Here is a 26,434-nt window from a genome sequence, read left to right on the forward strand (position 1 = left end):
ACTGTAGTGCGCGCCCCGCGCCCACCGGTCTTCTCGGCGTGGCCGGGCCCGGGGAGGGCGGTCGGTTCCATAAGCTGGAGGCATGCCCGGTGACCCGCGAACCAACGACCTGCTGAGACCCCAATCATCGGAGGTGTACCGCCGCCGCCGGCTGGTGGCCGTGGTGATGATCGTGGTGGTGCTGGCTCTGCTCGTGAGCCTGGTCTGGTGGCTGGTCTCCCTGTTCCGCCCGGCCCCGGAGGATGCCGGCCCCACGCAGCCTTCGGGCTCCAGCGCACCGGCCACCCCGTCCCCCGGCGGGTCCTCCGGTGCGCCGTCCGATGAGCCTTCTGGCTCCGCCTCGGAGTCCGCCTCCCCCTCGTCCACCGCATCGGCCTCCGCCTCCTCCACTGAATCGACCTCCGCCTCGGCTGATGCCGCCGCGGCCGGCGATTGCCCGCCCGGGGACATCGTGATCTCGGCGGCCACCGACCAGCCCTCGTATTCGACGGGCGAGGAGCCAGTCCTCGAGTTGCGGGTGGACAACACCGGCGAGGAGCCGTGCGAGGCCAACCTCGGCACCTCCCAGCAGGTCTTCACCGTCTACTCGGGCTCAGACCGCATCTTCTCCACCGAGGAGTGCCAGGAGGGTGAGGACGCGCTCGTGGAGGTCTCGCCGGACGAGCAGGAGCAGGCCCGGCTCACCTGGCCCCGCGTCCGCACCGGACCCGACTGCGCGGAGATGGACTCCGAGCTGGGCCGCGGCACCTACCGGCTCGAGGTCTCGCTGGGAGAGTTGCAGGCCCAGCCGGTCACCTTCACGCTGCAGTGACCTAGCCGACCCAGGCCTTCATGGTCTCCAGCGCCTCGGTCAGGGTGTGGACCTCCGCGACCCGCACCCCCTCGGGCAGATCGCCCAGCGGTTCGGGGGACTTGGGCACCACAGCCCGGCGGAACCCGAGCCGGGCCGCCTCTCGGATCCGGCGTCCGATGCCGGGCACCGGACGGACCTCTCCCGCCAGTCCCAGCTCCCCGAAGGCGATCAGGCCCTTGGGCACCACCGCGTTGAGCTTGGCGCTCGCAATCGCCAGTGCGGCGGCGAGATCAGAGGCCGGCTCGGTCAGCCGGACCCCGCCCACGGTGGCCACGTAGCAGTCGTCCTGGTTGAGGGGGAATCCGGCCCGGCGCTGCAGGACGGCCAGGATCATGTTGATGCGGGCCGCGTCCAACCCGCTGACCGTGCGGCGTGGACTGCCCTGCCCGGTCGGGGTGAGCAGGGACTGCACCTCGGCCACCAGGGGACGCCGCCCCTCCAGGGTGACCGTGACGCACGTGCCCTCCACGGGGTTCGCCGTGCCGGAGAGGAACAGCCCGGAGGGGTCCTCCAGGGACACGATCCCGCCGTCTCCGAGGTCGAAGCAGCCCACCTCGTCCGTGGGGCCGTAGCGGTTCTTCACGGCACGCACCAGGCGCAGGCGTGAGTGCCGCTCGCCCTCGAACTGGCACACCACGTCCACCAGGTGCTCCAGCAGCCGCGGGCCGGCGATCGATCCGTCCTTGGTCACGTGCCCCACCAGGATGGTGGTCATGTTGCGGGATTTGGCCTCGTTGATCAGGCTGGCCGCCACCTCACGCACCTGCGTCACGCCGCCCGCCGTGCCGTCCACGGACTGGGACTGGAGGGTCTGGACGGAGTCCACGATCAGCAGGTCCGGCTCCGCCTTCTCGAGGTGCCCCAGGGCGCGGCCCAGGTCCGTCTCCGCGGCCAGGAACAGGGTGTCCGCCACGGCGCCGATCCGGTCGGCGCGCAACCGGACCTGGGCCGCGGACTCCTCCCCGGTCACGTACAGCACGGAGCGCGTGGAACCCTCCGGCCGGCGGTGCCGGGCCACCTTGGCGGCCACGTCCAGCAGAAGGGTCGACTTGCCGATGCCCGGCTCCCCGGCCATGAGGACCACGGCACCCGGCACGAGCCCGCCGCCCAGGACGCGGTCCAGTTCCGAGACCCCGGTGGTGTGGAAGCGCGCCTGCGAGGCGTCGACCTCACCGATGGGCACGGCGGGGGTGGCCACGGTGGTAGCGGGGGTCCGCCCGGAGGAGGCGTCCGCCCCGGACTCGGTCACGGTGCCCCAGGCCTGGCACTCACCGCAGCGGCCCACCCACTTGACGGTGCTCCAGCCGCATTCGCTGCAGCGGTAGCCGGGATTCGCTCGCTTGGTGGTCTTGGACGCCATGGATCAAGCGTAGTCGGGGCGGTGGACGCGATAGGTGACGGCCGCCGTCGTCTGTGGACGGCCCGCTCACAGCCGGGGCAGGTACCCCACGGCATCGTCATGGGAGGCGCCGGTGGCCTCGATCAGATCCACCATCATGGGGCGCAGCAGCATCACGAGCGCCTCGGAATGCAGGGTGCCCGCCCCCAGCTCCGCCGGATCGAGCCGGGCGGCGGCGCCGCCGAGGGCGTCCCGGGCCACGGACAGGGACTTGTGGCGGCCGGCCGCGGAGGGCTCCCCCAGGGAGCGGCCAAGGATCCCGACGGCGTCCGCCGCCTCGTCGAACCAGTCGGCCAACTGGGTGGTTCCGTCCTCGCCCAGCGTGCCGCTGTCGATCACGCTGATCACCCGCCGGGCGACGACGCGCATGCTGCGCACGGCCAGATCCGACTTCTCGACGGTGTGGGCGGTCTCTGCCAGGCCCGCCTTGGACCGGCGTTTGATCGGTGAGAAGGTCGCGACCTCCTGGGCGTTGCGGACGTCCTTGCGCAGGTCGTCCAGGGCGGGCTGCGTGTTGCGGCAGGCCACGAGGCCCATCCACGCGGTCCGTGACTCGTGGGAGCGCAGCGCCTCGGAGCAGTCTCGCAGTGAAGTCGTCAGGGTCGCGTAGAGGTCCCGCAGCCCGGTGGCCGCGTCCTTCTGCAGGTTCCGGGGGGAGAGGAGGGTGACCAGCAGGGCGATCAGACCGCCCACGATCGCATCCTGGCTGCGCGTGAACGGCCCGCCCTCGGCGGCGGGCAGCAGCACCACCAGAACGGATTGCAGGCTCATCTGCAGGGTGAAGGTGGCGCCGGAGTCGATGAAGCGGGCCACCAGGATCGAGGTGAAGACCACGAGCACCGCCTGCCAGTACCCCTGGCCCAGGACCGCCTGCATGAGGTCGCCGATGAGGATGCCCAGGGTACAGCCCACGGCCACCTCGATGACCTTGCGGACCTTCGGGTCGCGGTTGAAGCCCAGGGCGATGAGCGCCGCGGTGGCGGCGAACAGCGGGCCCTCGTGCCCCAGGACGAGCTCGGCGAAGACGTACGCGAGCACGGCGCACAGGGCCGTGATGGCCGCCGGGACCAGGCTGGAGCGGACGCGGGCGGCCCCGGAGCGGGCCCGGCGCGCGGCGAAGGAACGCGTGCGGGTCCATCCCTGCCGCGTACTGACCTTGGTTCTCGTCCAGGCGGAGCCGGACGTGGACTGGTGTTCCACGGCATCTAGCCTAGGCCGGAGCTGCCAGCAGGTCCGGACGCCGGGCCGCGGCGTGAGATTGCTCACCAGGGGAAACTGCTGATCGTCCGGGTCTTTCGGGGGATTCCGTGCCGTTGCTGGGCCGTCCGGCCGGCGGTGGCGGCGGCCCGAACCGGGTGGCGGGTGATCGTTAAGGTTGCGTTAATCTTCAACCGCCCCGCGCGACACCTTCAGCCCATACCTTCGCTGATGGACCGAGGCCAGCAGGATCCCTGCCTGCTTCGTATGTCACTGCCAGAATCGTGGCGTGCCATCCTCGACCGCACTGTCGTCAAACTCGAAAGAGGCAAATCTGTGAAGGCTCTCCGCATCGGCCGCTCCGCCGCCGTACTGTCCGTCGCCGCGCTCGCCCTGACCGCCTGCGGCGGCAACGGCGGTTCCACCGAGGACTCGTCGGCCGGTTCCGAAGGCGCGGCCCCGGCCGAGGTCTCGGGCACCCTGATCGGTGGTGGCGCCTCCTCGCAGGAGTCCGCCATGACCGCCTGGGCCGATGGCGTCACCGAGGTCAGCCCTGACCTGACCGTCCAGTACGACCCGGTGGGCTCCGGCGCCGGCCGTGAGGGCTTCCTGGCCGGCCAGTACTCCTTCGCCGGCTCCGACGCCGCGATGGACGAAGAGGAGATGGCCTCCGCCGAGGAGATCTGTGGCCCCGAGGGCGTCTTCCACGTCCCGTCCTACATCTCCCCGGTCGCCGTCGCCTTCAACCTCGAGGGTGTCGACGAGGTCAACATGGATGCCGAGACCATCGCCCAGGTCTTCGCCGGTGAGATCACCACCTGGAACGATCCGGCCATCGCCGACCAGAACCCGGATGCCGAGCTGCCGGACACCCAGATCACCGTGGTGCACCGCGCCGATGACTCCGGCACCACCGAGAACTTCACCGAGTACCTCACCGCCGCCGCCCCGGAGTCCTGGACCTACGACGTCGTCGAGACCTGGCCCTCGGACATCACCGCCGAGTCGGCTCAGCAGACCTCCGGTGTCGTCTCCCTGACCGAGTCCACTGACGGCGCCATCACCTACGCCGACGCCTCCCAGATCGGAGGCCTGGGCACCGTGGCCGTGCAGGTCGGCGAGGAGTACGTGCCGTACTCCGCAGACGCCGCTGCCAAGGCCGTCGAGACCGCCTCGGAGGGCGAGGCCGGCGCAGTGGAGCTGGACCGCACCACCGAGGAGGCCGGGGTCTACCCGATCGTCCTGGTCTCCTACCACATCTTCTGCAACCAGTACCAGGACCAGGAGACCGCTGACATGGCCAAGGCCTTCGGCGAGTACGTGGTGTCCGAGGACGGCCAGGCCATCGCGGAGGAGTCCGCCGGCAACGCGCCGATCTCCGAGTCCACGCGTGAGTCCGCCCTGGAGTCCATCCAGGCCATCTCCGTCCAGGGCTGATCACGGCCGGTATCGGCCGTCTGTGACCGCCATCTGATCCAGCCGCCGACCCTCTCCAGCAGGGTCGGCGGCTGTGTCATGCTTTACACGCCATCAATACCCGGGATGCGGGAATCGAACCCGCACCACGAACTCCGAGGGGAGTCACCGTGACTGAAACTGCCACTGAGCCGGCGAGGGAATCGTCGCTCAAGGCGTCGCGCGGCGGCGCCGCAGGGGACAAGGTCTTCTCCGGCCTGGCCCTCGCTGCCGGCGTCATCATCCTGATGGTCCTGGCCTTCGTGGCGATCTTCCTCGTGGTGGAATCACTGCCGGCCATGTGGCCGACGGTCTTCTCCGAGGCGGAGAGCATCGAGAGTGCGGACACGTTCTGGCAGTACGTCTGGCCGCTCATGGCCGGAACCCTGATCGCGTCGATCATCGCGATCCTGATCGCCACTCCGGTGGCCGTCGGCATCGCCCTGTACATCTCCCACTACGCGCCCAAGTCGCTCTCGACTCCCGTGGGCTATGTCATCGACCTGCTGGCCGCCATCCCCTCGGTGGTCTTCGGCGCCTGGGGCATGACGACCCTCGCCGGTGGGATGGTGCCCATCTACCAGTGGCTCGGTGAGTACCTGGGGTGGATCCCGTTCTTCGGAGGGAACGCCTCCACCACCGGCCGTACCCTGCTCACCTCGGCGGTCGTCCTGGCGGTGATGATCCTGCCGATCATCACCTCCCTGTGCCGCGAGATCTTCATCCAGACCCCGAAGTTGCACGAGGAGGCGGCGCTGGCCCTGGGTGCCACCCGCTGGGAGATGATCAGGATGACCGTCTTCCCCTTCGCCCGGGCGGGCATCATCTCCTCGATCATGCTGGGCCTCGGCCGCGCCCTCGGTGAGACCATGGCCGTGACCCTGGTGCTGTCCGGCGGCGCCTTCTCCTGGAGCCTGATCTCCTCCGGCGCCAACCAGACCATCCCGTCCGAGATCGCGCTGAACTTCCCCGAGGCCTTCGGCATGCGCCAGTCGGAACTCATCGCGGCCGGCCTCATGTTGTTCATCATCACCCTCGTGGTCAACATGATCGCGCGCTGGATCGTCAACCGGCACAAGGAATTCTCGGGAGCGAACTGATGACCACCTCAACTGACACCACCACCCGGGGCCGCGCCCCCCTGCCGGGCGGATCGAAGAGGAACTCCCTGACGGCGGGCCAGATGCCGCGCTGGACCTGGATCGCCGTCCTCGTCGGAGCCCTGGTCCTCGCGGCCGGTATCACCGCCCTGCTCGGCGGCGGCACCTTCAGCTGGACCGGTTGGCTGATCTTCGCCGCCATCCTCTACGTGCTGGGCATGTACGTCACCACCTACGTCGTCGAGACCAAGCGCCGCGCCACGGACGGCATCTGGCGCAACCTCGTGTGGGCCGCGTTCATCCTGGCCCTGATTCCGCTGGTCTCCGTGATCTGGACCGTGGTCGCCAACGGACTGCCCACCCTGCTGTCCAGCCCGCAGCTGCTCTGGACGGACATGAGCGGCGTCACGGGCGCGGATGACATCTCCACCGTGGATGAGGGGGCGCCACTGCAGGGCGGTTTCCTGCACGGCCTCGTCGGCACCCTGATGATCACGTTGCTGGCCACCGTGATCTCCGTGCCGATCGGCCTGCTGACCTCCATCTTCCTCGTCGAGTACGGCAGGGGCGGTTTGTTCTCCCGGGCCATCGTGTTCTTCGTGGACGTCATGACCGGCATCCCCTCCATCGTGGCTGGCCTGTTCGCCTTCGCCCTGATGGAGCTGTTCATCACCACGTTCATCGGCGAGTCGCCTCGGCACCTGCAGATGATCAAGATGGGCCTCACGGCGGCCATCGCGCTCTCCGTGCTGATGGTCCCGGTGGTCGTCCGCTCCACGGAGGAGATGCTCCGCGTGGTCCCGAACGAGCTGCGTGAGGCGTCCTACGCCCTGGGCGTGCGCAAGTGGCGGACCATCTTCAAGGTGGTGCTTCCCACGGCCATGTCCGGCATCGCCTCCGGCATCACCCTGGCGATCGCCCGGGTGACCGGAGAGACGGCGCCCATCCTGGTGACGGCTGGCTATGCGGCGGCCACGAACTGGAACCCGTTCGGCGAGTGGATGACGGCCCTGCCGGTCTTCATCTACCGCCAGCTGATGAACCCGACGGCACCGGCCGCCGGCCTGCCGTCGGCGGACCGCGCGTGGGCCGCGGCGCTGGTCCTGATCGTCATCGTGATGCTGCTGAACCTGGCAGCCCGCATCATCGCCAAGGCCTTCGCGCCGAAGAAGACCGGCCGCTAAGCCGCGCAGACTGAAAGACAGAGGAACTCACATGTCAAAGAGCATCGAGGCCATCGACCTCAACGTCTACTACGGCAGTTTCCTGGCTGTGGAGGGCGTCAACATCTCCATTGCGCCGCGCTCGGTCACGGCCTTCATCGGCCCCTCGGGCTGCGGCAAGACCACCTTCCTGCGAACCATCAACCGCATGCACGAGGTCCTGCCCGGGGCCCGCGCGGAAGGCCGACTGCTGATGGACGGAGAGGACATCTACGCCCCCGGCGTGGACCCCGTGACCGTTCGCACCCAGGTCGGCATGGTGTTCCAGCGGCCCAACCCGTTCCCCACCATGTCCATCCGGGACAACATCCTGGCCGGTCACAAGCTCAACGGGAAGCGGATGTCCAAGTCTGAGGCGGACGGCATCGTGGAGAAGTCCCTGCGCGGCTCCAACCTCTGGAACGAGGTCAAGGACCGGTTGGACAAGCCCGGCTCGGGTCTGTCCGGTGGCCAGCAGCAGCGCCTGTGCATCGCCCGTTCCATCGCGGTGGAGCCGAATGTGATCCTCATGGATGAGCCCTGCTCCGCCCTGGACCCGATCTCCACCCTGGCGATCGAGGACCTCATCAACGAGCTGAAGGACGAATACACCGTCATCATCGTGACGCACAACATGCAGCAGGCCGCCCGCGTGGCGGACAAGACGGCGTTCTTCAACATCGCCGGCACCGGCAAGCCGGGCAAGCTCATCGAGTATGACGAGACCTCGGTGATCTTCAACAACCCCGGCAACAAGCAGACCGAGGACTACGTCTCCGGCCGCTTCGGCTGAGTCACCCCGCGTGGTGCGGGCCGTCCCCTCCGTGGGGACGGCCCGCACAGTGCTTTGAGGGGTGCTTCAAGGGGCGAACGTGCGGCCAAGGGGCACGACGCGCGGGCCTCGCCTGGGCCGCGGACGGCAGGCGGACCTGTCCGCCGGCTCATCAGGCTCAGAACAGTGGGGAGAAGGCCGCCGCGAGGATCATGGCCGCTGCGGCAGGGACCACGAGCGTGGCCAACCAGTACCAGACCACCCGCTTGACCTGGGACCACCGCACCGCTGTGTAGCGCTGATTGCCGCCGGCGCCGAGGATGGCCGCTGTGGCGGCGTGCGTGGAGGACAGCGGAAGGTGCAAGGCGAAGGAGCCCACGAAGAGCAGCCCGGCACTGACGAGCGAGGCCACGGCGGAGCGTAGGGGGTCCAGGCGGACCAGCGTGTCGGTGAGGGTGTGGGCGATGCGCCAGCCACCGAACAGTGTGCCGAGTCCCAGGGCCAGTCCGGCGGCCACGGGCACCCACCAGACCAAGGCCTCGGGGTGGCCGATGGCCGAGAGGGCGATGGCGGTCACGAAGGTCATGCGCTGGCCGGACTGGACCCCGTGCCCGAGTGCGTTGGCGGCCCCGGAGATGGACAGTGACATGCGGGCGGCATGGTTGACGGCACCGGGGGCCGCGTCACGTGCGGCCCACGTGGCAGGTGTGACGAGCAGCCAGGACAGGAACCATGCCAGCAGGGGAGAGAGGACCAGGCCCAGCAGCATGGCCGTGACCAGGACGGGAGTCCAGATGCCCTGGAAGGAGGCGTGGCCGGTGATGGAGAGGGCCACACCGGCCCCGATCAGTCCGACGATCAGGGCATGGGTCATGGAAACGGGGATTCCGCGACGCCAGGCGGCGTATCCCCAGGCGATGGCCACGGCCACGGCCACGAGCGCCATCACCAGTCCAGGTCCGCCGTCGGGGATGGCGGGGGGCAGTGCGTGCCACACGGCGGTCATCAGGCCGCCGGCGAGGATGCCGCCGATCAGGTTCATGGCCGCCGCGAGCAGGAGCGCCGCGCCCGGCGTGAGTGCACGGCTGCGGACGGGCAGGGCGATGGCGTTGGGGGCATCTCGCATGCCGTTGAGCAGGCCGTAGCCCAGGGTGAGGAGCAGCACGAGGCCCAGCAGGACCAGGTCGAGGGGAGCCACGTGGGTCAGGATTCCTGCACGAGGATGCTGCCCACATGGACGGTGATCTGCCGCACGGCCACGATGGCGGCGTCCACGGCGTGCGCGGCCTCCCGCTGGCGGTTGTAGCTTCGCTGGAGCAGGTCGCCCGTCATGCTGGAGACCCATTCGATCATGACGCGCTCGGCGCGTTTGGAGTTGCGCTGGAGCTGCATCCAGGTCTCCTCGAGGCCGTCGAGGTCACGGAACTGGGTCACGGCCTCCTCCAACAGTTCGGCCTGCCGTCCCAGGTTCTCGAGGATGTCCATGGCCTCGGCCGGGAGTCGGAACTGTTCCGTGGCCATGATCAGCAACCCTGCGTTGCAGACCCTCTCCACGGCGTTGTTCAGGCCGTCCGCCATCAAGTAGAGGTCCTGGCGTGGCAGCGGGGTGATGTAGGAGCTGCGCAGGCTCGTCAGCAGGGCCATGTGGTGCGCCGTCGCCGCGCTGTCGATGTCCTTGAGCCCGGTGTCGAACTCCGCGGTGGTGGCCTTGGAGGCACCCATCAACTGCGCCACCTGATGCACTGCGGAGCCCAGCCCCTCCGCCAGGGCGGCCAGGTGATCGAGGCTCGCGGTGTCCGGAGCGAGGAGGGAGGACAGTGAGAAGTTCATCAAGGTTCAGGGTATCCCGCCCCGATCCATGGCGGGAGTTCGGGACGGTGCCGGACCGGGAACGCCTCTCGGCGAGTGGCCGCTCGTGGCGGCAGAATATTGGAGCCCGGGGTTACCGCGGCCCGGCACCGGTATCCAGTGTGCGCGGTTCGGGCGGCGGCTGTCCACCGGCAGCCGTGCTGTCAGCCATCAGCACAAGTGAACGCCCGCGGGAATACGCGGGAATACGGGCCGGCGGGCGGGCTCAGTCGAGCACTCCCTGCCGCCACGCGGCGGCCGCGTCCTCCAGCTCCTCGGCGGTGCCCAGCAGTCGCTTGGCGCGGTTGAGCAGGGCGGCCGCCTGAGCGGGATTGCCGGCCTCGAGGGCCTCGGAATGGTGGGCCTGCCCAAGGCAGACCACGCGGCAGTAGGCGGCGGCCCGTTCCAGGGCCACCCCGAAGTCACCGGTGAAGGCGCCGGTGAGGATGTGGTCCGTCAGTTGCTTCAGTTCGCGCGCACCCGGCGGCTCCACGGCACCGGCCACGGCCCGCGCCACGTGGGCCCCGTGGCCGGCCCGGTACCAGGCGGACCACTGCCGGCCGTTCCGGGCGGTGGCCGTGCTCAGGGCGTACAGGCGCCACAGGGCGCCGCTCAGTGACACGGCCGGGGCGTCGGCCCAGAGGCCGGCCACGGTGTCGATCCCGGCTTCCTCGACCAGATCGACCAACCGACGGACCGCGGCGTCGTCAGCGCCGGAGTGGCCGCCGTCGAGCAGGGCGCGGGCCAGCAGGGCCGCCCCCTCTGCCGTCGCGGCAGGGTCTGAGCCGCCCGCGAAGGCGGCGAACTGCTCGGGGGCGAAGGGCCGAGGCCGGTGGTGGCGGGCGGTGCCGGCCGCCGTCGAACTCGGGGACCGGCCGGAGGGGTTCCGGGAGGAGGTCACGGGGAAGATCGCCTTTCCTGGGGTATGAGACGGGGCGCCGCCCGCGGGATCGCGCGGCGCGCACCCCACGGTACGCCGTCCGCGCCGGGCCGGTTCCGCTACCATGGGATGCGGCCACCGGCCGTTCGAGGGGCCTTTAGCTCAGTTGGCAGAGCATCGGACTTTTAATCCGCGGGTCGCGGGTTCGATCCCCGCAGGGCCCACCGCGCACCAGCCCCCGTCCCGAACAGGGGCGGGGGCCGCCGTGGTCTTCGGACGCCTGCCTCCGCCCCCGTGGCCGGGTCACCTCCCTGAATGTTGCAGGAACATCTCGCACAGAGGTGAATGATCAAGATTTGATAACTGCTGCGTATCAACCGGCACCTTCTCCCAGCCCTCGGGCCCGGCGGCCGAGACCGAGCCGGCGGACGCGACACGCACTGCTCCGGCGGAACTCGGTCCCGGAGCTGGGGGCGGAGCGCCCGGTGGACGGTGCCCGAACCGGGTTGGGGCGGCCCCCGCCCGGCCTTCCCCGAAGTCCGAGTCCATGCCTACGCTGGTAGGCATGAGTGCTTCCTCCCGGGTGCTCCGCCGCGTCATGATGCTCGGCGGTACCCTCGCGCCAGTGGCCGCCGTAGCGGCTCTCCTCGGCGCACCCGGGGCCCTGGCAGCCACCGCTGGTGCAGCGGTTCCCGCCTCCTCCGCGACGGCCGCGGTGTCCTCCGCTCCGCAGCGCCTGTCCTCCATGGACCTCGGCGACTCCCTTCCCTCGAACCCGGACCTGTTGCGCCAGATGATGTGGATCAAGTCGGGTCAGGTTCCCGAAGCCGCGGACGGGGACCTCCGGGTGGCCACGTTCTCCGCCGGCCTGAGCCGCTCGGCCCCGGGCGGGCTGGCCGAGGACCTGTCCGAGCCCGGCGACGAGCAGGGACTCCAGGTCGCGGAGACCGTGCAGCGGACCGCGCCGGACGTGGTGCTCCTGACGGACATGGACGTGGACGGTGGCGAGGAGGTGGCCCAGTCCTTCCGCACCAACTACCTGGCCGTCGGGACCGGGGGGCAACGGGGCATCGACTACCCCTACATGTATGTCTCCGAGGTCAACAACGGCGTGGACACCGGGGCGGACCTGGACAACGACGGCGTCATCGGCGGCCCCGGGGACGCCTTCGGCCCGGGGGACTTCGCCGGCCAGAACGGCATGGTCCTGTACTCGCGGTACCCCCTGGACAGCGACGGGATCCGCACGTTCCGCGAACTCCCCTGGACGGCCATGCCGGGCCACGCCATCCCCGAGGGGGCCTACTCGGAGCTCGAGCTCTCCGTGCTCCGGCTGTCCTCCTCCTCCCACTGGGACATCCCGGTCAAGGTGGACGGGGAGACCGTGCACATCCTGGCGGCCCAGCCGAGCCGGGCAGAGGATGGCCCCACGGGGGCGGAACGCCATCATGACGAGATGCGCTTCTGGGCCGACTACCTCGCGGCCGGAACCGGCCAGGACGAGTACATCGTGGATGATGAGGGGGAGCCGGGCGGGCTGGCCACCGATGAGCGCTTCGTGCTGGCCGGCGACTTCGGTCCCCTGACCGGCACGGCTCTCGAGGGCACGGATCACCCCTCCGCCGTGGCCGGGATGCTGGAGTCCGAGCTCATCCAGGATCCAGAGCCCGTGTCCACGGGGGCCGAGAACCTGGACGGGGACCAGCCGGACGCCACCGAGGTGCTGGGCCGGGAGGGCGGGGAATGGGCCCTGTCCCGTTCCGACTTCCTGCTGCCCTCGTCCTCGCTCACTGCGACGGCCGCCGGCGTGTTCTGGCCGCTTCCCGGGCAACTGGGCTCGCAGCTGACGCGTGTCGAATCACCGGGTGGCGAGGCCGGGGAACCGAACGAGACCACCCCGAGCGAGCACCGGCTGGTCTGGGCTGACCTGGATCTCTCGGGTGGCGGAAGCGACTGACGGTGGGTGAACGCGAGACCCTCTCCACCGGCCACCATGTGGTCTGGTCTCGGCCGGCGGCCGAGCGGGCCGGGACTGACCTGGTGCTCGTGGTCCATGGCTACGGGTCCAACGAGGTCCGTGCGGCCCAGGCCTACTTCGGGATGCTGCCGGAGGGTACCACCGGGCTGGCCGTCCGCGGCGGATTCGAGATCGACGCCGGCCGGTCACCTGTGGCGGACGGAACCGATGACCGCGGCGCGGGCCCCGGCGGACCTGAACCCGGTGCCTGGGGCTGGTTCCTGCTGGACTACTTCCTGACGAACGACTTCGCCGAGGTGATGGCCGCCGCCCACCGGATCTTCGACCTCCTGGACGCGGAGGAGGTCACTCGGCACGGTTTCGCGCGGGTTGCCCTGCTGGGACACTCCCAGGGGATGGCGATGGCCTCCACCGCGTATCGGCTGCGGCCGGAGGCCTTCCACTGCGTGGTGGGGCTCAGTGGCTTCGTCCTGTCCAACCCGTTGCTGGAGACCCTGGACAGCCCGCAGGAGGGGCCTGGGCCGAGGCCCTTCTTCTGGGGCCGGGACGTGGAAGACCTGGTCATCAACCCCGACGCGATCGCGTACACCGCCGACTGGCTGGACACCCACGCCCGGCTCACGGCTCGCACCTACGTGGGAATGGGCCATGGCACCAGCGCCGAGGAGGCCCGCGACGTGCGGATCTTCCTCAAGCACACCCTGCGGGCCGCCGGCCAGTAGGATCACGGCCAGGACCAGTCACAGGAGGCCAGTCATGGCAAGGAAATCGATCATCAAGTCCGTCGCCGGCCAGAAGGTGACCGACTTCGCCATCACCCGCGCCGTCGATCAGCACGGGAACCCGACCCCTGCCTTCCAGAAGATCGTGCTCAAGGCCGTGGACGTCCAGCGCCCGCTGGTCCTGCGCAACCTGAACCGCCTGCTGCGCAGGCATCCGGAGGACACCCCGGCGCAACTGGCCGAGCGGCTGGGGAACCAATACCTGATGGCGGTCACGGGTGAGGGTGCCGCGGCCGGTGGGACGGCCGTGGTCCCGGGCGTCGGTACCGCCGCCGCCCTGGGCCTCTCCGCCGCCGCCACGGTGGCGTTCCTCGAGACCACCGCGCTCTACGCGCAGTCCGTGGCGGAGTTGATGGGCGTGTCCACCGAGGATCCGCAGCGGGCCCAGACGCTGGTCATGGCCGTGATGCTCGGCGACGACGGCCGGAGGATCCTGCGCGACTTCTCCAGCCAGGCCAATGGATCCGGCCCCGGGCCCCTGGGTGGCGCAGTGGCCGCCATCACCGGCGCCTCGGGAATGTCCGATGTGCTGTTCCAGCAGATGAAGCGCATGTTCATGAAGAAGTTCATCATCAGGCAGGGCGCGGGGATGCTCGGCCGGCTGGTGCCCTTCGGGATCGGAGCCGTCATCGGTGGCGTCGGCAACCGCGCCATGGGCAAGGGCGTGATCAAGGCCGCCCAGAACATCTTCGGTCCCCTCCCCGCGGCCCTTCCAGGAGGGCTGTCGGCCGAGTTGAAGGCGGTGCCCACTGGGCGGAGGTCCGCGAAGGCGGTCACCGGTCAGGGGGCGTCCGCCGGGGACGGCCAGACCGACGAGGACTCCGATCCGGACCTGAGGGAGCTGCTCGAGGAGGACATCCGCGCGGACCTCGACTCGCTGCGGGCGGACGGCACCCTCGCGGAACTGCAGGGCGAGGATCCGGAGGCGTTCGCCGCGGAGGTGGAGGCTGCCCGCGCCGAGCACCGCCGGAGCCGAAAGGCGGCCTCGAAGCGGAGCTGACCAGCGGAGCGGTTCAGCCGAGCGCCAGGGTGGCCACCGTGTAGATGGCCAGTCCGGCCAGGGCGCCGACGATCGAACCGTTGATCCGGATGAACTGCAGGTCCCGGCCCATGTACAGCTCGATGGTTCGGGAGGCCTGCCGACCGTCCCACCGCTGGATGGTCTCGCCGAAGATCCCCACCAGCTCCGGGCCGTAGCGCCGAGCCAGGTGCTGGGCGCCGTCCGAGGCCCAGCCGTCCACCCGCCCGGCCAGGACGGCATCCTCCTGGAGTCGCACCCCCAGGTCCTGCAGCGCCGCCACGAGGGCGCGGTGCAGGTCCGAGCCGGTGTCCCGTAGTTGTGCGAGCAGGGCTGACTTGGTGGTGGCCCAGGCCCGCCCGGCCCACTCGCGCATGCGAGGGTCGTTGAACAGGTCCTTCTTGGCCTGCTCCACCTTGGCCTGGGTCTCCGGGTCCCGGCGCAGATCGGCCACGAGGTCCGCGAGCCAGGTGTCCACGGAGCGGCGCAGCTCATGCTGCGGGTCATCCCGCACCGCCGCCAGGTACTTCAGGGCCTCGGCGTGGATACGCTCGGCCAGCAACTGGTCCACGACCTCCGGCACCCACTGCGGAGAGCGCTGGCGGACGCTGTGGACGAAGAACTCCGGATGCCTGGCGACCCAGTCCCCGGTGCGGGTCACCAGCAGGTCCACCACCTTGTCCTGATGCCGCTCGGCGGTCACCTTGCCCAGCAGCTCGGAGAGGGTGGGGGACCACTCGGGTTCCACCATGTGCCGCTGGACGAGGTTGGCCAGCAGGTCCCGCACCAGGACGTCGTCCGTGGCGTCCAGGAGGCCCTCGGCCGAGGCGCTGACCTCGGCGGCGACCCGCTCCGCGTTCGGCTGCTGCCGCAGCCACCCCCCGGCCCGGCCGGCGAGCTTCAGACCGGCCAGCTTCTCCTGGGCCACGTCCCCGTCCAGGAAGTTCTCCTGCACGAAGGATCCGAGGGACTCGCCGATCATGTCCTTCTTGCGCGGGATGATCGCGGTGTGGGGGATCTTCAGGCCCATCGGGTGTCGGAAGAGTGCGGTGACCGCGAACCAGTCCGCCAACGCGCCCACCATGCCCCCCTCGGCCGCAGCCCGCACGTAGGCCAGCCACGGATAGTCGTCCTGCAGGGCGAAGGAGATCACGAAGATCACCGCCAGCAGGACCAACAGGCCGGTGGCCACGGCCTTCATGCGGCGCAGGGCCGCCGCACGCCCGGCCTCCGTGGGGGCCGGGTGGGCGGCAGGGGAGGGGCCGGCCGCCGCGGGAGCGGCGGATGCGCTGGGACGGACGGGGCCGGCGTCGGGCCTGGGCTGCTGCATGGGTCCTCCGATGAGGAGTCAAAGTGTCAGCACAAGTTAACCAGCCCGTCGCCCGGGGGTCCGCGTTCCGGGCCGGATGGGCGCGTAACCTTCACGGTGTGTCCGCACTCCACACTCCCGGCACCCATCCCCACCACCCCCGCACCACCCTTGAATCATTCGGGACGCCGTTGCGGCGGCCCCTCGTGATCGCCCACCGCGGCTCCTCCGCGGCCTTCGCCGAGAACACGCGGGCCGCGTTCCTGCACGCCCTCGCCGAGGGGGCGGACGGCGTGGAGGTGGACGTGCACCTGAGCCGGGACCGGCAGTTGGTGTGCCTGCACGACGGCACCCTGGAGCGCACCTCCAACGGGTCCGGGGCCGTGGCGGACCACACCCTGACCCAACTGCGGCGGCTGGACTTCCACAGTTGGAAGGGCGTGCGGATCCCCGCCCACTACGGCCCGGCCTCCGCGCAGCTGCTGGCGTTGCCGGAGCTGGTGGAGCTGCTGGCCGCCGCCGGCCGGCCCGTGAGACTGGCCCTGGAGCTCAAGCATCCCAGCCCGTTCGGCCACGAGCTCGAGGAGCGGACGCTGTCCTGGCTGCTCGGCGCCGGTTGGGACCCGGAGACCTCCCGCCTCGGGGCGGTGGAGATCTCCTTCATGAGCTTCTACGCCGGTTCCCTGCAGTATCTGGCCCCCACCGTGGACACCGAGCACCTCTGCCAGCTGCTGACCGTGGTGCCCACGGTCCCGGTGCCCAGCCGCTTCAACCTGGGCCCGCTCAGCCGCGCCGCCGTGCGGGCCACCCTGCGTCAGGCCGTGGCGGACGCGGAGCGGTTGATCTGGGAGGGCCGCGCCGGGATTGCCGGCCCCGGCGTGGAGTACGTGCGGCAGAACCTGGCGGACGTGAAGGCCTGGCTGGCGTCCGGGCGGACGCTGCGGGTGTGGACGGCGGACCGGGACGAGGACGTGGACCTGCTGCTGAGGGCGGGCGTCCAGCAGATCACCACGAACCTGCCGGCCCGCGTGCTCGAGCGGGTCCGCCGGCGTGAGAGGGTGCTGACCACCATGGGGGCCTGAAGGGTCCGGAGTCTCGGCCGGCCCCTCACCGCGCCCCGGGCAGGCGCAGCAGCTGCTCGAGCGGTCCCACCGGCCGCCACCTCACCCACAGGTGGGCGAGCGCCAGCAGCGCGGCGGACAGCAGGACCGTTGTGAGGTAGCCCTCGGCCAGCGTGTGCGGCCCCGGGCGCACCAGCGCGGCCAGGATGATCAGGTGCGCCACGTAGACCGTCAGGGAGAGCCTGCCGGCGGAGGCCAGCACCCCGAGCCGGCGCTCCACGAGGCGGCCCGCCCACAGGAATCCGCCGATCGCCGCCAGCGCGCTGCCCACGCTGGAGATCAGCCACAGCGGCATCTGGGAATGCCCGACGGCGGAGCGCAGCCGGTCCCAGCCGATGCCGTCACCCGGCTGCCCCGCCAGCAGGATCACCACCTGGGAGAGCGCGTAGGCACCCACGGTGGCCACCAGCCCCCAGAGGACCAGCCGCCGCTGCAGCCACCGCTCGCTCAGCGGCGCCCGGCCCAGGACCAGTCCGAGGAGGAACGGCGCGCACCACACCAGCACGGGGTAGGGCCCGGACACGAGGATCCGGAGCACCACCTGCGGAGGATCATCCGCCAGACCCGGGTCCGCGAACTCGAACCGGGTCCCCGTGGCCAGTTGGATCCCGATCCAGGCCACGGGGCCCGCCACCACCATGACTCCCGCCAGGGAGGCCACCAGGCGCGTGGGGGCCCTCAGCAACGGCAGGGACAGCAGGAACAGCACCCCGTAGACGGCCAGGATGACGCTGACCTCATGGCCCAACTCCTGGAGGGCGAGGCCACCGAACAGCAGGAGCGCCGAACGCCACAGCACCGTGCGCCAGGGCAACCGCCCTCCGGGCTCCCGCGCGGACCGCGTCAGCAGTGACATGCCCACCCCGGCCAGCACCACGAACAGGATGGAGGCCCGCCCCACCGGAAGGTCGTACAGCAGCCCGGCGAGACCGGCCTCACCCCGGGGACCGACGTTGACCGCGATCATGCCGAGGATGGCCACGGCGCGGGCCGCATCCAGCCCGGTCAGCCGCCCCGGGCCCGGCGAGGGTTCCCCGCCGGGTGCGCCCTCGGGGGCGTCACCTGCGGAGGCGGGGGAGTCGGTCATGGGGGACATTCTGTCCGGTGGGACGGCTCGGGGCATGGATTCCTGGGGCGTGTGGGCGGTGCGGCGCGTGGGCAGTGGCAGTGTAGGTGCGCGCGCTGGGCGGCGCGTCCAGCCGGCCCCCAGGCCCCGCACAGCGCGTGCGGCTAGGCTGACCGGGCCCGAACGTCATCGAGCACAAGGGGAATGTTGATGCCGCGGCCCCGCACGCCGTCCACCCCCGCGCTGACCGCGCTGGCCCTCCTCTCCGCAGTCCTGCTGGCCGCGACCGGTTGCACCGCGCCGGCCCCGGACGAGTCCCCCTCCGGCACCCCGTCCACCGCCGACTCCGCCTCCCCGCCGGGCAAGACCGGACCGGATGGTGGCGGTGACCCCGAGGGGTCGACGCCGGCCCCGTCGCCCTCCGCGGACGTCCTCCAGGAACAGGCGGTGGCGGCCGGCCACCCGGAGGCGGTCCAGGTGGGCACCGAGATCCTGGACCGGGGTGGCAACGCGGCCGACGCCGCGATCGCCACCGCATTCGCCGTGGCGGTGGTGGAGCCCTTCGCCTCCGGCCTCGGCGGGGGAGGCTCCACCCTGGTGGCCCAGGGTGCGGAGGCCCCGCTGGCCTACGACTACCGGGAGACCGTGTCCGAAACCGGAGAGATCCCGGTCTCCGGGGCCGGCGTGCCCGGTCTGGTGGACGGCATGGCCACGCTGCATGCCGAGCACGGCAGCATGGAGTGGTCGGAACTGCTGGCCCCGGCCACGGAGCTGGCGGAGGAGGGCTTTCCCGTCTCGGGCATGCTGGCCCAGCGGATGCGCTCGGACTACGGGCCCGGCGCGATCGCGGGCCTGGAGCAGTTCCACGGACCGGGGGGCGCCCCGCTGGCCGAGGGGGAGGAGCTCGTCCAGACGGAGCTGGCGGACACCCTGCAGACCCTGGCACAGGAGGGGTCTGAATCCTTCTACACCGGTAGCCTGGCCAGCCGGCTCACCGCGGTGGACGGGCTGGACGCCGCCTCCCTGGCCGAGTACGAGACGGTATCCACCGAACCCGTGGCCGGTGCCATGGGGGACCACACGCTCGTCTCCGCCGCCCCGCCGCTGCCGGGGGCCGGCGTCGTGCAATTCCTCCAGGTGGCCGAGGCACTCGGTGCGGCCGAGGCGGAACCGGGATCCGCCGAGTACGTGGAGGCGATGGCCGCTGCCTGGCAGGTGGCCGAGGACAGTGTGAACGAGTCCCTTGGGGACCCGGCATTCGTGGAGGTGCCCGTGGACCGGCTCACCGACGCCGAGGCCAATGCGGAGCTGGCCCGGAGCGAGGTGGCCCCCGCACTCGCCGCTGCGCGCGAACCCGCGTCCCCGGTCCGGACGGCCAGCGCTGCCGGCTCCCAGCAGCCGTTGGAGCAGCCGATCGAGGCGGGCAACACCACCCACCTGACGGTGGTGGACTCCACCGGAATGACGGTGTCCATGACGAACACGATCACGAGTTTCTGGGGCGGAGAGCACGCCCAGGAGGTGGGCGGGTTCTTCCTGAACAACCAGCTCTCCCGCTTCGAGGCCCTGGACACCCCCGCCAACCAGCCGGAGCCCGGGCGGAAGTCCGTCAGCTGGTCCGCCCCGAGCCTGGTCCTGGACGCCCAGGGCCGCGTGGTGATGGGCCTGGGCTCCCCGGGCGGGCAGGCGATCCCCTCGATCCTGGCCGGGGTGCTCGTGCCCTGGGCGCTGCAGGACGCCCCGCTGCAGCAGGCGGTGGACGCCCCGCGCCACTACCTGCAGGACGAGGTACTGGCCCTGGAGGAGGAGCCCGCCGGCGAGGTGACCGCCCTGGTCCGCCAGCGCGGTTGGCAACCACACGTGACCGAGCGGGCGGATGCGGTCTTCGGGTCCGTCCAGGCCCTGGAGATCGACTACGAGGCCGGCACCGTCACCGGGGCCGTGGACTCCCGCCGCGAGGGGGACGTGGCCGTGGTGCCCGCAGACGGACGAGGCGTAAAGTGACCCCACCCCCACCGTAGTGACGTGGTCCTGTCACTCTGCGCCCGAGGGACTTCCAGGGTGACGGGTGATTTCCCGGCGCCGTTGGTGGTGGCGGCGACGAAGATTCCTTGACTCACGGCACATCGCACTAGTCTGTGTTTCACAACGCACGGCATAGTAACGAGGGGCACAGATGTCAAGAGGCGATCACGTGGACACGGGACACCCCGTCCACAATCCGAACATCGTCGGTTTCACCGACGCCGAGATCAACGAGACTCCCGTCAAGGTCAAATGGAACTCCATGGGCCCGGGCATCGTGGCAGCCGCCACCGGCGTGGGCGCGGCGGACCTGGTCGCCACGCTGACCGCGGGCTCCCGCTACGGCTACGCCCTGATGTGGGCCGTGGTGCTGGGTGTCATCTTCAAGATCGTGCTCGTGGAGGGCGTGGGCCGGTACTACCTGTCCACCGGCAAGACGATCTTCCAGGGTTGGCGCACCCTCGGCGTCTGGACCAGCTGGTACTTCGGCATCTACATCATCATCTGGGGCTTCGTCTATGGGGCCACCGCGATGAGTTCCGTGGCCCTACCCCTGGCGGCGCTGTTCCCCGGGGTGAACTCGATCTTCTTCGCCATCGCCTCCGGCCTGCTGGGCATGGGGCTGGTCTGGCTCAACCGGTACGGACTCATCGAGAAGCTGATGACCGTGCTGATCGGCATCATGTTCGTGGCCGTGCTGGCCTCGGCCGTCATGGTCGGCCCCAACCTCGGGGACATGGTGGCCGGCCTGGTCCCGCGCATCCCCGAAGAGGACGGGTCCATGTTCTACGTGCTGGGCCTGGCCGGCGGCGTGGGCGGCACCATCACCCTGGCGGCCTATGGCTACTGGCTCCGCGAGAAGGGCTGGAACGCCCCGAGGTGGATGAAGGTGATGCGCTTCGACAATGCCGTGGCCTATATCCTCACCGGCGTCTTCGTCATCGCCACCATGGTGATGGGCGTCCAGCTGCTGTACACCTCCGGCCTGGAGATCTCGGCCAGCGACGAGGGCCTGCTGGACGTCGGCAACGTGCTGGCCGACCGGTTCGGCGAACCCTTCGCCGTGCTGTTCCTCATCGGCTTCTTCGCCGCGTCCTTCTCCTCCCTGCTGGGTGTCTGGCACGGCGTCTCGCTGATGTTCGCCGACTTCTGGACGAACTTCCGCAAGCCCGCTGACAGCCTGGACCAGGATGACGCCCCGTCGCTGAGGTCGAAGCCGGCCCGCTTCTACCTGATCTGGCTGACCATCCTGCCGATGTCCCTGCTGTTCCTGGGCCGGCCGATCTTCCTGATCCTGCTCTACGGCACGCTCGGAGCCCTGTTCATGCCGTTCCTGGCGGTCACCCTGCTGATCCTGAACAACCAGAAGCGGTTGGTCCCCTCCCAGTTCCGCAACAACTGGGTGCACAACGGTCTGCTCGGCATCACCGCCCTGGTGTTCGTGGTGCTGGGCGTGCAACAACTCCTCAATGCCCTCGAGCCGTTGTGGGCCGGTGGCTGACCGGACGGCATCGGCGTCCCGCCCCTGACCACGGACCCACGCGGTGAGGCAGACTGGGCACATGATCATCGCCTTCTCTGTCTCCCCCTCCGGCCAGCCCGATCCCGAAGGGCAGGACGCCCGGAATCCGTCTGCGGACGGCTCGGTGCATGACGCCGTGGCCGCCGCCGTACGAGTGGTCCGCGAGTCCGGGCTGCCGAACCGGACCTCCTCGATGTTCACGGAGATCGAGGGCGAATGGGATGAGGTCATGGGGGTTGTCAAAGCCGCTGTGGACGCGGTGGCGCCCTACGGCTCCCGGGTCTCCCTGGTGCTGAAGGCGGACATCCGCCCCGAGCACACCGGCGAGCTGGACGGCAAGATCGAACGTCTCGAGCAGGCCCTCGGGAACCGTTGAGCCGGTCTGAGAACCCGGTGCCCGACGACGGCCGCCCCGGCCCCGAGCCCGGTGCGGCCCGGTACTACGTCCGCGACGCCGCCGAGGCCGACCTGGAAGCGGTGCTGAGCACGAAGGCGGCCGCCTGGCGCGAGGCCTACGGGAAACTGCGGGACGAGTCCTTCTTCGAGCGCGCGGAGGCCACCCTGGAACGCCAGGTGGAGCATTGGCGCGGCCAACTGGCCGCTGGCCGCACCCTGTGGCTGGCTGAGGACACACGCGGCCGGTGCGTGGGGTTGGCTGCCGCCGGACCCGTACAGGATCCGCCTGCCCAGGGCCCTGCAGGGGAGGGGTGGCCGGAGGTGCAGCTGTACTTGCTCTACGTCCTCGCCGAGGCCCAGGGCAGCGGGGTGGCCGATGCGCTGCTGGAGCGGAGCATCGGTTCTGCGGACTGCCTGCTGTGGGTGCTCGCCGGCAACGGCCGTGCCCGGGCCTTCTATGCGCGGAACGGCTTCTCCGCGCTGGGTTCCCCGGTGCCGATGGACGGGCCGTGGGCCGGGCTGGACGAACAGTTGATGGTGCGCCGTGGGACGTGATCGCGGCGGCCGTGGCGGCGGCAAGGCCAGCAAGGCCAGCAATGCCAGCAAGGCCGGCACCAGGTCCGGCAGGAACTCCGGCCGGGCCAGCACCGCCGGGTCCGTGATCGAGCCGGGCCTCTTCCCCGTCGACGCCGGCACGGCCGAGATCACCCGGGATCCCTTCAGCGAGGGGGCGTGGCTGCTGACGCTCAACGGGGCCGAGTCCTCGCAACTGAACCCCGACACCCCGCTTCAGCTGGGCTTCGAGTACATGCGGTGGATGGCCGCCGTGATGATGCACCGCTGGGAGCCGGACGCCGGGCTGCGGATCCTGCACCTGGGCGGGGCCGGGTGCACGCTGGCCCGCTGGGCGGCGGCATGGTATCCGGGGGCGCGGCAGACCGCCGTCGAACTCGATGCCGGGTTGGCCGGCCTGGCCCGGGAGCGGTTCGCCCTGCCGCGGGCCCCGCAACTGCGGATCCGGGTGGGGGAGGCCGGCGAGGTCCTGGCCGGCGCCCACCCCGGGAGCCGGGACGTGGTGATCCGGGATGTGTTCGCCGGTGCCAGCCGCGAGGACCAGGCCACCCCCGGGCACCTGCTCGGGGTGGAGGCAGCCCGCGCTGCCGCCCGCGTGGTGGGGGACGGGATCTACCTGGTGAATCACGGCGGGGGCCCGGACCTGACGGCGGCCCGGCGGGAGGCGGCGACGCTGCGGGAGGTCTTCTCCACCGTGGCGGCCCTGGCCGACCCACAGATGCTCAAGGGCCGGCGCCGCGGCAACATCGTCTTCGCCGCGAGCAACGGCCCGCTCACGGCCGGAGGGTCCACGCGCCGCGATGGACTGGTGCGGCACCTGCTCTCCGACCCCCTGCCCACGCGGCTCGTGGAGCCCGTGGACGGTTTTGCGGCAGGGTCCCGGCCCTTCGGCGAACCGCTCCCGGTGATTAGACTGGAAACACCATCATCCCGTGTCAACGAGGACTGCGGGGGGACTGACAGGAGGCCGTCATGACCGGTTCGCAGGAACAGGACAACACCCCCACCAACGTGGACCGCGCCACCACGCACGGGATCGTCGTGGGTGTGGACGGCTCGGAGCAGTCGGTCTCCGCTGCCAAGTGGGCCGCCCGCGAGGCCGAACTCCGCGGACTGCCGCTGACCCTCGTCACGGCCTACACGATGCCGGTCTTCGCGGCCTCCGCGCTCGAGGCCGGCTACGGCGTGCCTGACGACACCCTGATCCGGGACGGTGCCATGCAGGTGCTCCAGGGCGTGGTCAACCAGCTCGGCTCCCTACAGGTACCGCTGGTGCACCGCGTGGAGATGGGGGATGCCGCCGGTGTCCTGGTGGACTACTCCGCCGAGGCCAACCTGCTCGTGGCCGGATCGCGTGGCCGCGGGGGCTTCTTCGGCCGGCTCCTCGGCTCCGTGGCCTCTGCCCTGCCGGCACACGCGAAGTGCCCCGTGGCGATCATCCCCAAGGGGGAACACGCCAGCCGGGCCGCCGCCGGGGTCCCGGTCATCGTGGGCGTGGATGGCTCGGAGCAGGGCCGGATCGCCGCACTGGCCGCCGCGCTGGAGGCCGAGATCCGGCAGGCGCCGCTACGCGTGGTGATCGCCATGCCGCCGATCTCCGGAGCCGTCGCCTGGCTGCCCGCCACCGTGGACGAGCAGTCCATGGTGGAGGAGATGCGGGAGAAGCTCGAGGCCGGCGTGCAGTGGCTGCAATCCGAGTTCCCGTCCCTGCAGGTCAGCGCGGACATCGTGGACGGCGTCCCGGTGGACGTCATGGTCAACGAGTCCAAGACCGCCCGCCTCACGGTGATCGGCACGCGCGGTCACGGAGGCTTCACCGGCGCGCTGCTGGGTTCCACATCGCAGGGCGTGATCTCCCACGCGCATGGCCCCGTCCTGGTGGTCCCGTACCTCAAGGACAGTCGGCTGGCCCACCGCGCGAGCTTCGGCCCCACCTTCTCCTGAACGCCGGGGGCAGAGAAGGCTGGTCTGCTCTGCCCCCAACGTCAGGGGGAACGACGACGGCCGGCGCCGACCGCAGGGATCCTGCGGTCGGCGCCGGCCGGCCTCGTGCTGGGGTCAGTAGCGCCCGGCGTAGGGGTGGATGTTGTTGACCCAGCTCAGTGGCGTCACCGAGATACCCACGTTCGGGTTGCGGGCATGGACAACCTGTCCGTCGCCGATGTAGATGGCCACGTGGTACATGCTCGAGCCGCCGTTGGAGCTCGAGAACACCATGTCCCCGGGCTGCAGCTGGGACAGCGGGATGTACTGCTTGGCGGCCTGGTACTGCTGGGTCGAGGTGCGGGGCAGGTACTTGCCGGCGGCCTCGAAGGCGTCACGGGTGAAGCCCGAGCAGTCATAGCCGTTCGGGCCGTTGCCGCCCCAGACGTAGTAGGAGCCGGGCTCATTGGCCTTGTCGATGGCCCAGTTGATGGCCGTGGACGTCCAGGACCCGGAGGGCTGGGTCGGCGTCGGTGTGGCCGTCTTGGTGGGCGTCGGAGTCGGTGTGGGCGTCGGGGTGGGTGTCGCGGTCCGGGTGGGCGTCGGAGTCGCGGTGGCCGTCCGGGTCGGGGTGGGCGTCGCGGTCCGGGTAGGCGTCGCGGTGGCCGTCCGCGTCGGTGTCGGTGTTGCGGTGGACGAAGGCGTCGGCGTGGCGGTTGCCGTAGGCGTCGACGAGGGCGTCGGGGCAGAACTCGGCGTCGGAGTGCTGCTGGGTGTCGGAGAGCTGCTCGGGGCGGCCGGGATCACGGGTGCCGAGCTGGCCGGGGCCGTGCTGGCCGGATCGGTGCTCACGCTCGCGGTGGCGGGTTCAGTGGACGGGGACGGAGTGGTGGCGGCTTCCTCCGCTTCCGCCTCGTCCTCGGCCTGGCGTGCGGAGGCGGCGACGGCCTCTTCCAGGGCGCTGTCCCGCTCGGACTGCTCCATGGCCTCCACGGAGGCGGTGGCCTCGGCGACGGTGAGGTCCTCGAGCTCGGCCAGCAGGGCGATGAGCTGCCTGCGGTCCGTCTCGTTCTGCCGGGCGGCCTCTTCGGCGAGTCGGGCTGCCTCATCCAGTTGACGCTGCTGCTCCTCGGCGCGTGCGGTGGCCTCGGCCTGGGCGGTCTTCGCGGCCTCGGCCTGACGGGCCAGTTCCTCGGCCTCCGCCGCCTGGCGCGCGGACTCCTCGGCGGCGAGGGCCTTGTCCCCGGCAACCTTGTCTGCGGTCGCCTGGCGGGCCAGGACGTCCTCGTCACCGAGGAGGACGTCGGCGGTGCCGGAGCGACCGCCCCGGTACATGTCAGCGGCCACGGTGCCGGACTCATCCTGTGCCTGTGCTGCGGACTCGGTGGCTGCCTCCGCCCGGTGGCGGGTGGAGGTGGCAGTCTCGTTCCGCTCGGCCAGAGCCTCGTTCGCCTCCCGCAGCCCTTCGTTGGCCTGCTGGGCCCGGGCCTCGGCCTGCCGCTCGCGTTCGGCGGACTGCTGGATGGAGACCTGCAGTCGCTCGCCCATGGAGCTCTTGGTGGCGGGCTTCTGCTTGGCGGCCACCACGTCCTCGCGGGCCGGGACCTCAGGGCGGGAGATGTCAGGCTCGGTCTGCGTGGACTGGTCGGTGCGCTGCAGGTTCGCCTGGACGGTGTCCGACGAGGCCTCGAAGACGGCCGGCAGGGATGCGGCGGCCAGAGCGGTGGCGGCCACAGCGGCCACCACGGCAGACACGCCCACGGTGCGGCGGGTGTTCACGGCGGTTCCTCACTGTGGCACCCGTGCGAGTGGGATGGGCAGGTCCGCTCAGGAGTGAACGGGACCAAGGTGCGAAGTGGTCACATCACCGTCACGAAAACACTTCGCGGCGGTCACGTGGCCTGCCATGTAGGCGCCACGAGAGTGAGGATAGTTGCACTTTTGTCACAAAAGCAACACGTATCCCACCAGAATCATAAACAACACACGTGTCATTTCGGCTCTTTTGTCCGGCG

23 protein-coding genes and 1 tRNA gene are annotated in these 26,434 nt (G+C 70.6%); 16 read left to right on the plus strand and 8 right to left on the minus strand.

From position 1 onward, the window contains the following. Positions 1-82: 82 nt before the first annotated feature. Positions 83-811 carry a hypothetical protein gene (locus IMT31_RS09090; protein WP_413542513.1) on the plus strand — a complete coding sequence of 243 codons (729 nt, stop codon included), beginning with the start codon at positions 83-85 and terminating at the stop codon, positions 809-811. A gap of 1 nt (position 812) precedes the next feature. Here IMT31_RS09090 and radA read toward each other — a convergent pair whose 3' ends face one another. Together radA and IMT31_RS09100 are read right to left on the minus strand one after the other, a co-directional pair. After that, on the minus strand, positions 813-2,213 hold the full coding sequence (radA, locus tag IMT31_RS09095; RefSeq protein ID WP_413542514.1) for a DNA repair protein RadA: 1,401 nt from the start codon (positions 2,211-2,213) through the stop codon (positions 813-815). A 66-nt stretch (positions 2,214-2,279) separates the two neighbouring features. Continuing rightward, positions 2,280-3,452, minus strand: coding sequence for an FUSC family protein (locus IMT31_RS09100; protein ID WP_413542515.1), 1,173 nt, complete (start codon positions 3,450-3,452; stop codon positions 2,280-2,282). A gap of 333 nt (positions 3,453-3,785) precedes the next feature. Here IMT31_RS09100 and IMT31_RS09105 point away from each other — a divergent pair, with 333 nt between their 5' ends. The 4 genes from IMT31_RS09105 (at position 3,786) to pstB (ending at position 7,999) form a co-directional block, all read left to right on the plus strand. After that, positions 3,786-4,886, plus strand: coding sequence for a phosphate ABC transporter substrate-binding protein PstS (locus tag IMT31_RS09105; RefSeq protein WP_413542516.1), 1,101 nt, complete (start codon positions 3,786-3,788; stop codon positions 4,884-4,886). 149 nt (positions 4,887-5,035) lie between these two features. Then, positions 5,036-6,004 carry a phosphate ABC transporter permease subunit PstC gene (pstC, locus tag IMT31_RS09110; RefSeq protein WP_345357396.1) on the plus strand — a complete coding sequence of 323 codons (969 nt, stop codon included), beginning with the start codon at positions 5,036-5,038 and terminating at the stop codon, positions 6,002-6,004. Beyond that, a complete protein-coding gene (gene pstA / locus IMT31_RS09115; protein WP_345357399.1) occupies positions 6,004-7,188 on the plus strand; it encodes a phosphate ABC transporter permease PstA in 1,185 nt (394 codons plus the stop codon). The genes pstC and pstA overlap by 1 nt, the downstream gene beginning before the upstream one ends. Positions 7,189-7,219: 31 nt before the next feature. After that, positions 7,220-7,999, plus strand: coding sequence for a phosphate ABC transporter ATP-binding protein PstB (gene pstB, locus IMT31_RS09120; RefSeq protein WP_345357401.1), 780 nt, complete (start codon positions 7,220-7,222; stop codon positions 7,997-7,999). Positions 8,000-8,156: 157 nt separating this feature from the next. Here the strand turns inward: pstB and IMT31_RS09125 are convergent, their stop codons facing one another. From IMT31_RS09125 to IMT31_RS09135, 3 genes are all read right to left on the minus strand, one after another. Then, positions 8,157-9,176, minus strand: coding sequence for an inorganic phosphate transporter (locus tag IMT31_RS09125; RefSeq protein ID WP_413542517.1), 1,020 nt, complete (start codon positions 9,174-9,176; stop codon positions 8,157-8,159). A gap of 5 nt (positions 9,177-9,181) precedes the next feature. Next, entirely contained in the window at positions 9,182-9,808 is a 627-nt protein-coding gene (locus tag IMT31_RS09130; protein WP_413542518.1) for a hypothetical protein, read from the minus strand. 244 nt (positions 9,809-10,052) lie between these two features. Then, the gene (locus IMT31_RS09135; protein WP_345357410.1) at positions 10,053-10,727 is read right to left on the minus strand and encodes a hypothetical protein; all 675 of its coding nucleotides are present in this window, start codon (positions 10,725-10,727) and stop codon (positions 10,053-10,055) included. Positions 10,728-10,857: 130 nt separating this feature from the next. Between IMT31_RS09135 and IMT31_RS09140 the strand changes: the two genes are divergently transcribed. From IMT31_RS09140 to IMT31_RS09155, 4 genes are all read left to right on the plus strand, one after another. Further along, positions 10,858-10,930 (plus strand) — tRNA-Lys (locus IMT31_RS09140). A gap of 341 nt (positions 10,931-11,271) precedes the next feature. Further along, complete coding sequence (locus IMT31_RS09145; protein WP_413542519.1) at positions 11,272-12,663, plus strand: endonuclease/exonuclease/phosphatase family protein; 1,392 nt, start codon at positions 11,272-11,274, stop codon at positions 12,661-12,663. 2 nt (positions 12,664-12,665) lie between these two features. Next, positions 12,666-13,406 carry an alpha/beta hydrolase gene (locus IMT31_RS09150; protein WP_413542520.1) on the plus strand — a complete coding sequence of 247 codons (741 nt, stop codon included), beginning with the start codon at positions 12,666-12,668 and terminating at the stop codon, positions 13,404-13,406. A 34-nt stretch (positions 13,407-13,440) separates the two neighbouring features. Further along, the gene (locus IMT31_RS09155) at positions 13,441-14,466 is read left to right on the plus strand and encodes a hypothetical protein (protein ID WP_345357762.1); all 1,026 of its coding nucleotides are present in this window, start codon (positions 13,441-13,443) and stop codon (positions 14,464-14,466) included. A gap of 13 nt (positions 14,467-14,479) precedes the next feature. Here IMT31_RS09155 and IMT31_RS09160 read toward each other — a convergent pair whose 3' ends face one another. Further along, positions 14,480-15,814, minus strand: coding sequence for a DUF445 domain-containing protein (locus tag IMT31_RS09160; protein WP_413542521.1), 1,335 nt, complete (start codon positions 15,812-15,814; stop codon positions 14,480-14,482). A gap of 170 nt (positions 15,815-15,984) precedes the next feature. Here IMT31_RS09160 and IMT31_RS09165 point away from each other — a divergent pair, with 170 nt between their 5' ends. Beyond that, positions 15,985-16,875, plus strand: a complete 891-nt coding sequence (locus IMT31_RS09165; RefSeq protein ID WP_413544396.1) for a glycerophosphodiester phosphodiesterase family protein — start codon at positions 15,985-15,987, stop codon at positions 16,873-16,875. A 25-nt stretch (positions 16,876-16,900) separates the two neighbouring features. Here the strand turns inward: IMT31_RS09165 and IMT31_RS09170 are convergent, their stop codons facing one another. Next, positions 16,901-18,001, minus strand: coding sequence for a DUF418 domain-containing protein (locus IMT31_RS09170; protein WP_413542522.1), 1,101 nt, complete (start codon positions 17,999-18,001; stop codon positions 16,901-16,903). Between the two features lie 189 nt (positions 18,002-18,190). On the opposite strand from IMT31_RS09170, the gene IMT31_RS09175 reads away from it, so the two are divergent. The 6 genes from IMT31_RS09175 to IMT31_RS09200 all read left to right on the plus strand — a co-directional run bounded on the left by IMT31_RS09175 (position 18,191) and on the right by IMT31_RS09200 (position 24,440). After that, positions 18,191-19,984, plus strand: a complete 1,794-nt coding sequence (locus tag IMT31_RS09175; RefSeq protein ID WP_413542523.1) for a gamma-glutamyltransferase — start codon at positions 18,191-18,193, stop codon at positions 19,982-19,984. Between the two features lie 172 nt (positions 19,985-20,156). Next, positions 20,157-21,506, plus strand: a complete 1,350-nt coding sequence (locus tag IMT31_RS09180; RefSeq protein ID WP_413542524.1) for an Nramp family divalent metal transporter — start codon at positions 20,157-20,159, stop codon at positions 21,504-21,506. 61 nt (positions 21,507-21,567) lie between these two features. After that, positions 21,568-21,903, plus strand: coding sequence for an MTH1187 family thiamine-binding protein (locus IMT31_RS09185; protein WP_413542525.1), 336 nt, complete (start codon positions 21,568-21,570; stop codon positions 21,901-21,903). Beyond that, positions 21,900-22,478: an N-acetyltransferase family protein gene (locus tag IMT31_RS09190; protein WP_413542526.1), complete on the plus strand. Its 579-nt coding sequence runs from the start codon at positions 21,900-21,902 to the stop codon at positions 22,476-22,478. Before IMT31_RS09185 ends, IMT31_RS09190 begins: the two co-directional genes overlap by 4 nt. After that, entirely contained in the window at positions 22,468-23,472 is a 1,005-nt protein-coding gene (locus IMT31_RS09195; RefSeq protein ID WP_413542527.1) for a spermidine synthase, read from the plus strand. Before IMT31_RS09190 ends, IMT31_RS09195 begins: the two co-directional genes overlap by 11 nt. Continuing rightward, positions 23,469-24,440: a universal stress protein gene (locus IMT31_RS09200; RefSeq protein ID WP_413542528.1), complete on the plus strand. Its 972-nt coding sequence runs from the start codon at positions 23,469-23,471 to the stop codon at positions 24,438-24,440. The genes IMT31_RS09195 and IMT31_RS09200 overlap by 4 nt, the downstream gene beginning before the upstream one ends. 114 nt (positions 24,441-24,554) lie before the next feature. Here the strand turns inward: IMT31_RS09200 and IMT31_RS09205 are convergent, their stop codons facing one another. Further along, on the minus strand, positions 24,555-26,198 hold the full coding sequence (locus IMT31_RS09205) for an NlpC/P60 family protein (RefSeq protein ID WP_413542529.1): 1,644 nt from the start codon (positions 26,196-26,198) through the stop codon (positions 24,555-24,557). Positions 26,199-26,434 lie beyond the last annotated feature (236 nt).

The organism is Citricoccus nitrophenolicus (genome assembly GCF_047305825.1).
In the GTDB taxonomy this organism is placed as follows: domain Bacteria; phylum Actinomycetota; class Actinomycetes; order Actinomycetales; family Micrococcaceae; genus Citricoccus; species Citricoccus nitrophenolicus.

Coding starts and splice junctions, on each gene's coding strand:
- IMT31_RS09090 (WP_413542513.1), top strand. CDS start 83: ATGCCCGGTGACCCGCGAACCAACGACCTGCTGAGACCCCAATCATCG.
- radA (WP_413542514.1), bottom strand. CDS start 2,213: ATGGCGTCCAAGACCACCAAGCGAGCGAATCCCGGCTACCGCTGCAGC.
- pstA (WP_345357399.1), top strand. CDS start 6,004: ATGACCACCTCAACTGACACCACCACCCGGGGCCGCGCCCCCCTGCCG.
- pstB (WP_345357401.1), top strand. CDS start 7,220: ATGTCAAAGAGCATCGAGGCCATCGACCTCAACGTCTACTACGGCAGT.
- IMT31_RS09130 (WP_413542518.1), bottom strand. CDS start 9,808: ATGAACTTCTCACTGTCCTCCCTCCTCGCTCCGGACACCGCGAGCCTC.
- IMT31_RS09145 (WP_413542519.1), top strand. CDS start 11,272: ATGAGTGCTTCCTCCCGGGTGCTCCGCCGCGTCATGATGCTCGGCGGT.
- IMT31_RS09155 (WP_345357762.1), top strand. CDS start 13,441: ATGGCAAGGAAATCGATCATCAAGTCCGTCGCCGGCCAGAAGGTGACC.
- IMT31_RS09160 (WP_413542521.1), bottom strand. CDS start 15,814: ATGCAGCAGCCCAGGCCCGACGCCGGCCCCGTCCGTCCCAGCGCATCC.
- IMT31_RS09170 (WP_413542522.1), bottom strand. CDS start 18,001: ATGACCGACTCCCCCGCCTCCGCAGGTGACGCCCCCGAGGGCGCACCC.
- IMT31_RS09175 (WP_413542523.1), top strand. CDS start 18,191: ATGCCGCGGCCCCGCACGCCGTCCACCCCCGCGCTGACCGCGCTGGCC.
- IMT31_RS09180 (WP_413542524.1), top strand. CDS start 20,157: ATGTCAAGAGGCGATCACGTGGACACGGGACACCCCGTCCACAATCCG.
- IMT31_RS09185 (WP_413542525.1), top strand. CDS start 21,568: ATGATCATCGCCTTCTCTGTCTCCCCCTCCGGCCAGCCCGATCCCGAA.
- IMT31_RS09200 (WP_413542528.1), top strand. CDS start 23,469: ATGACCGGTTCGCAGGAACAGGACAACACCCCCACCAACGTGGACCGC.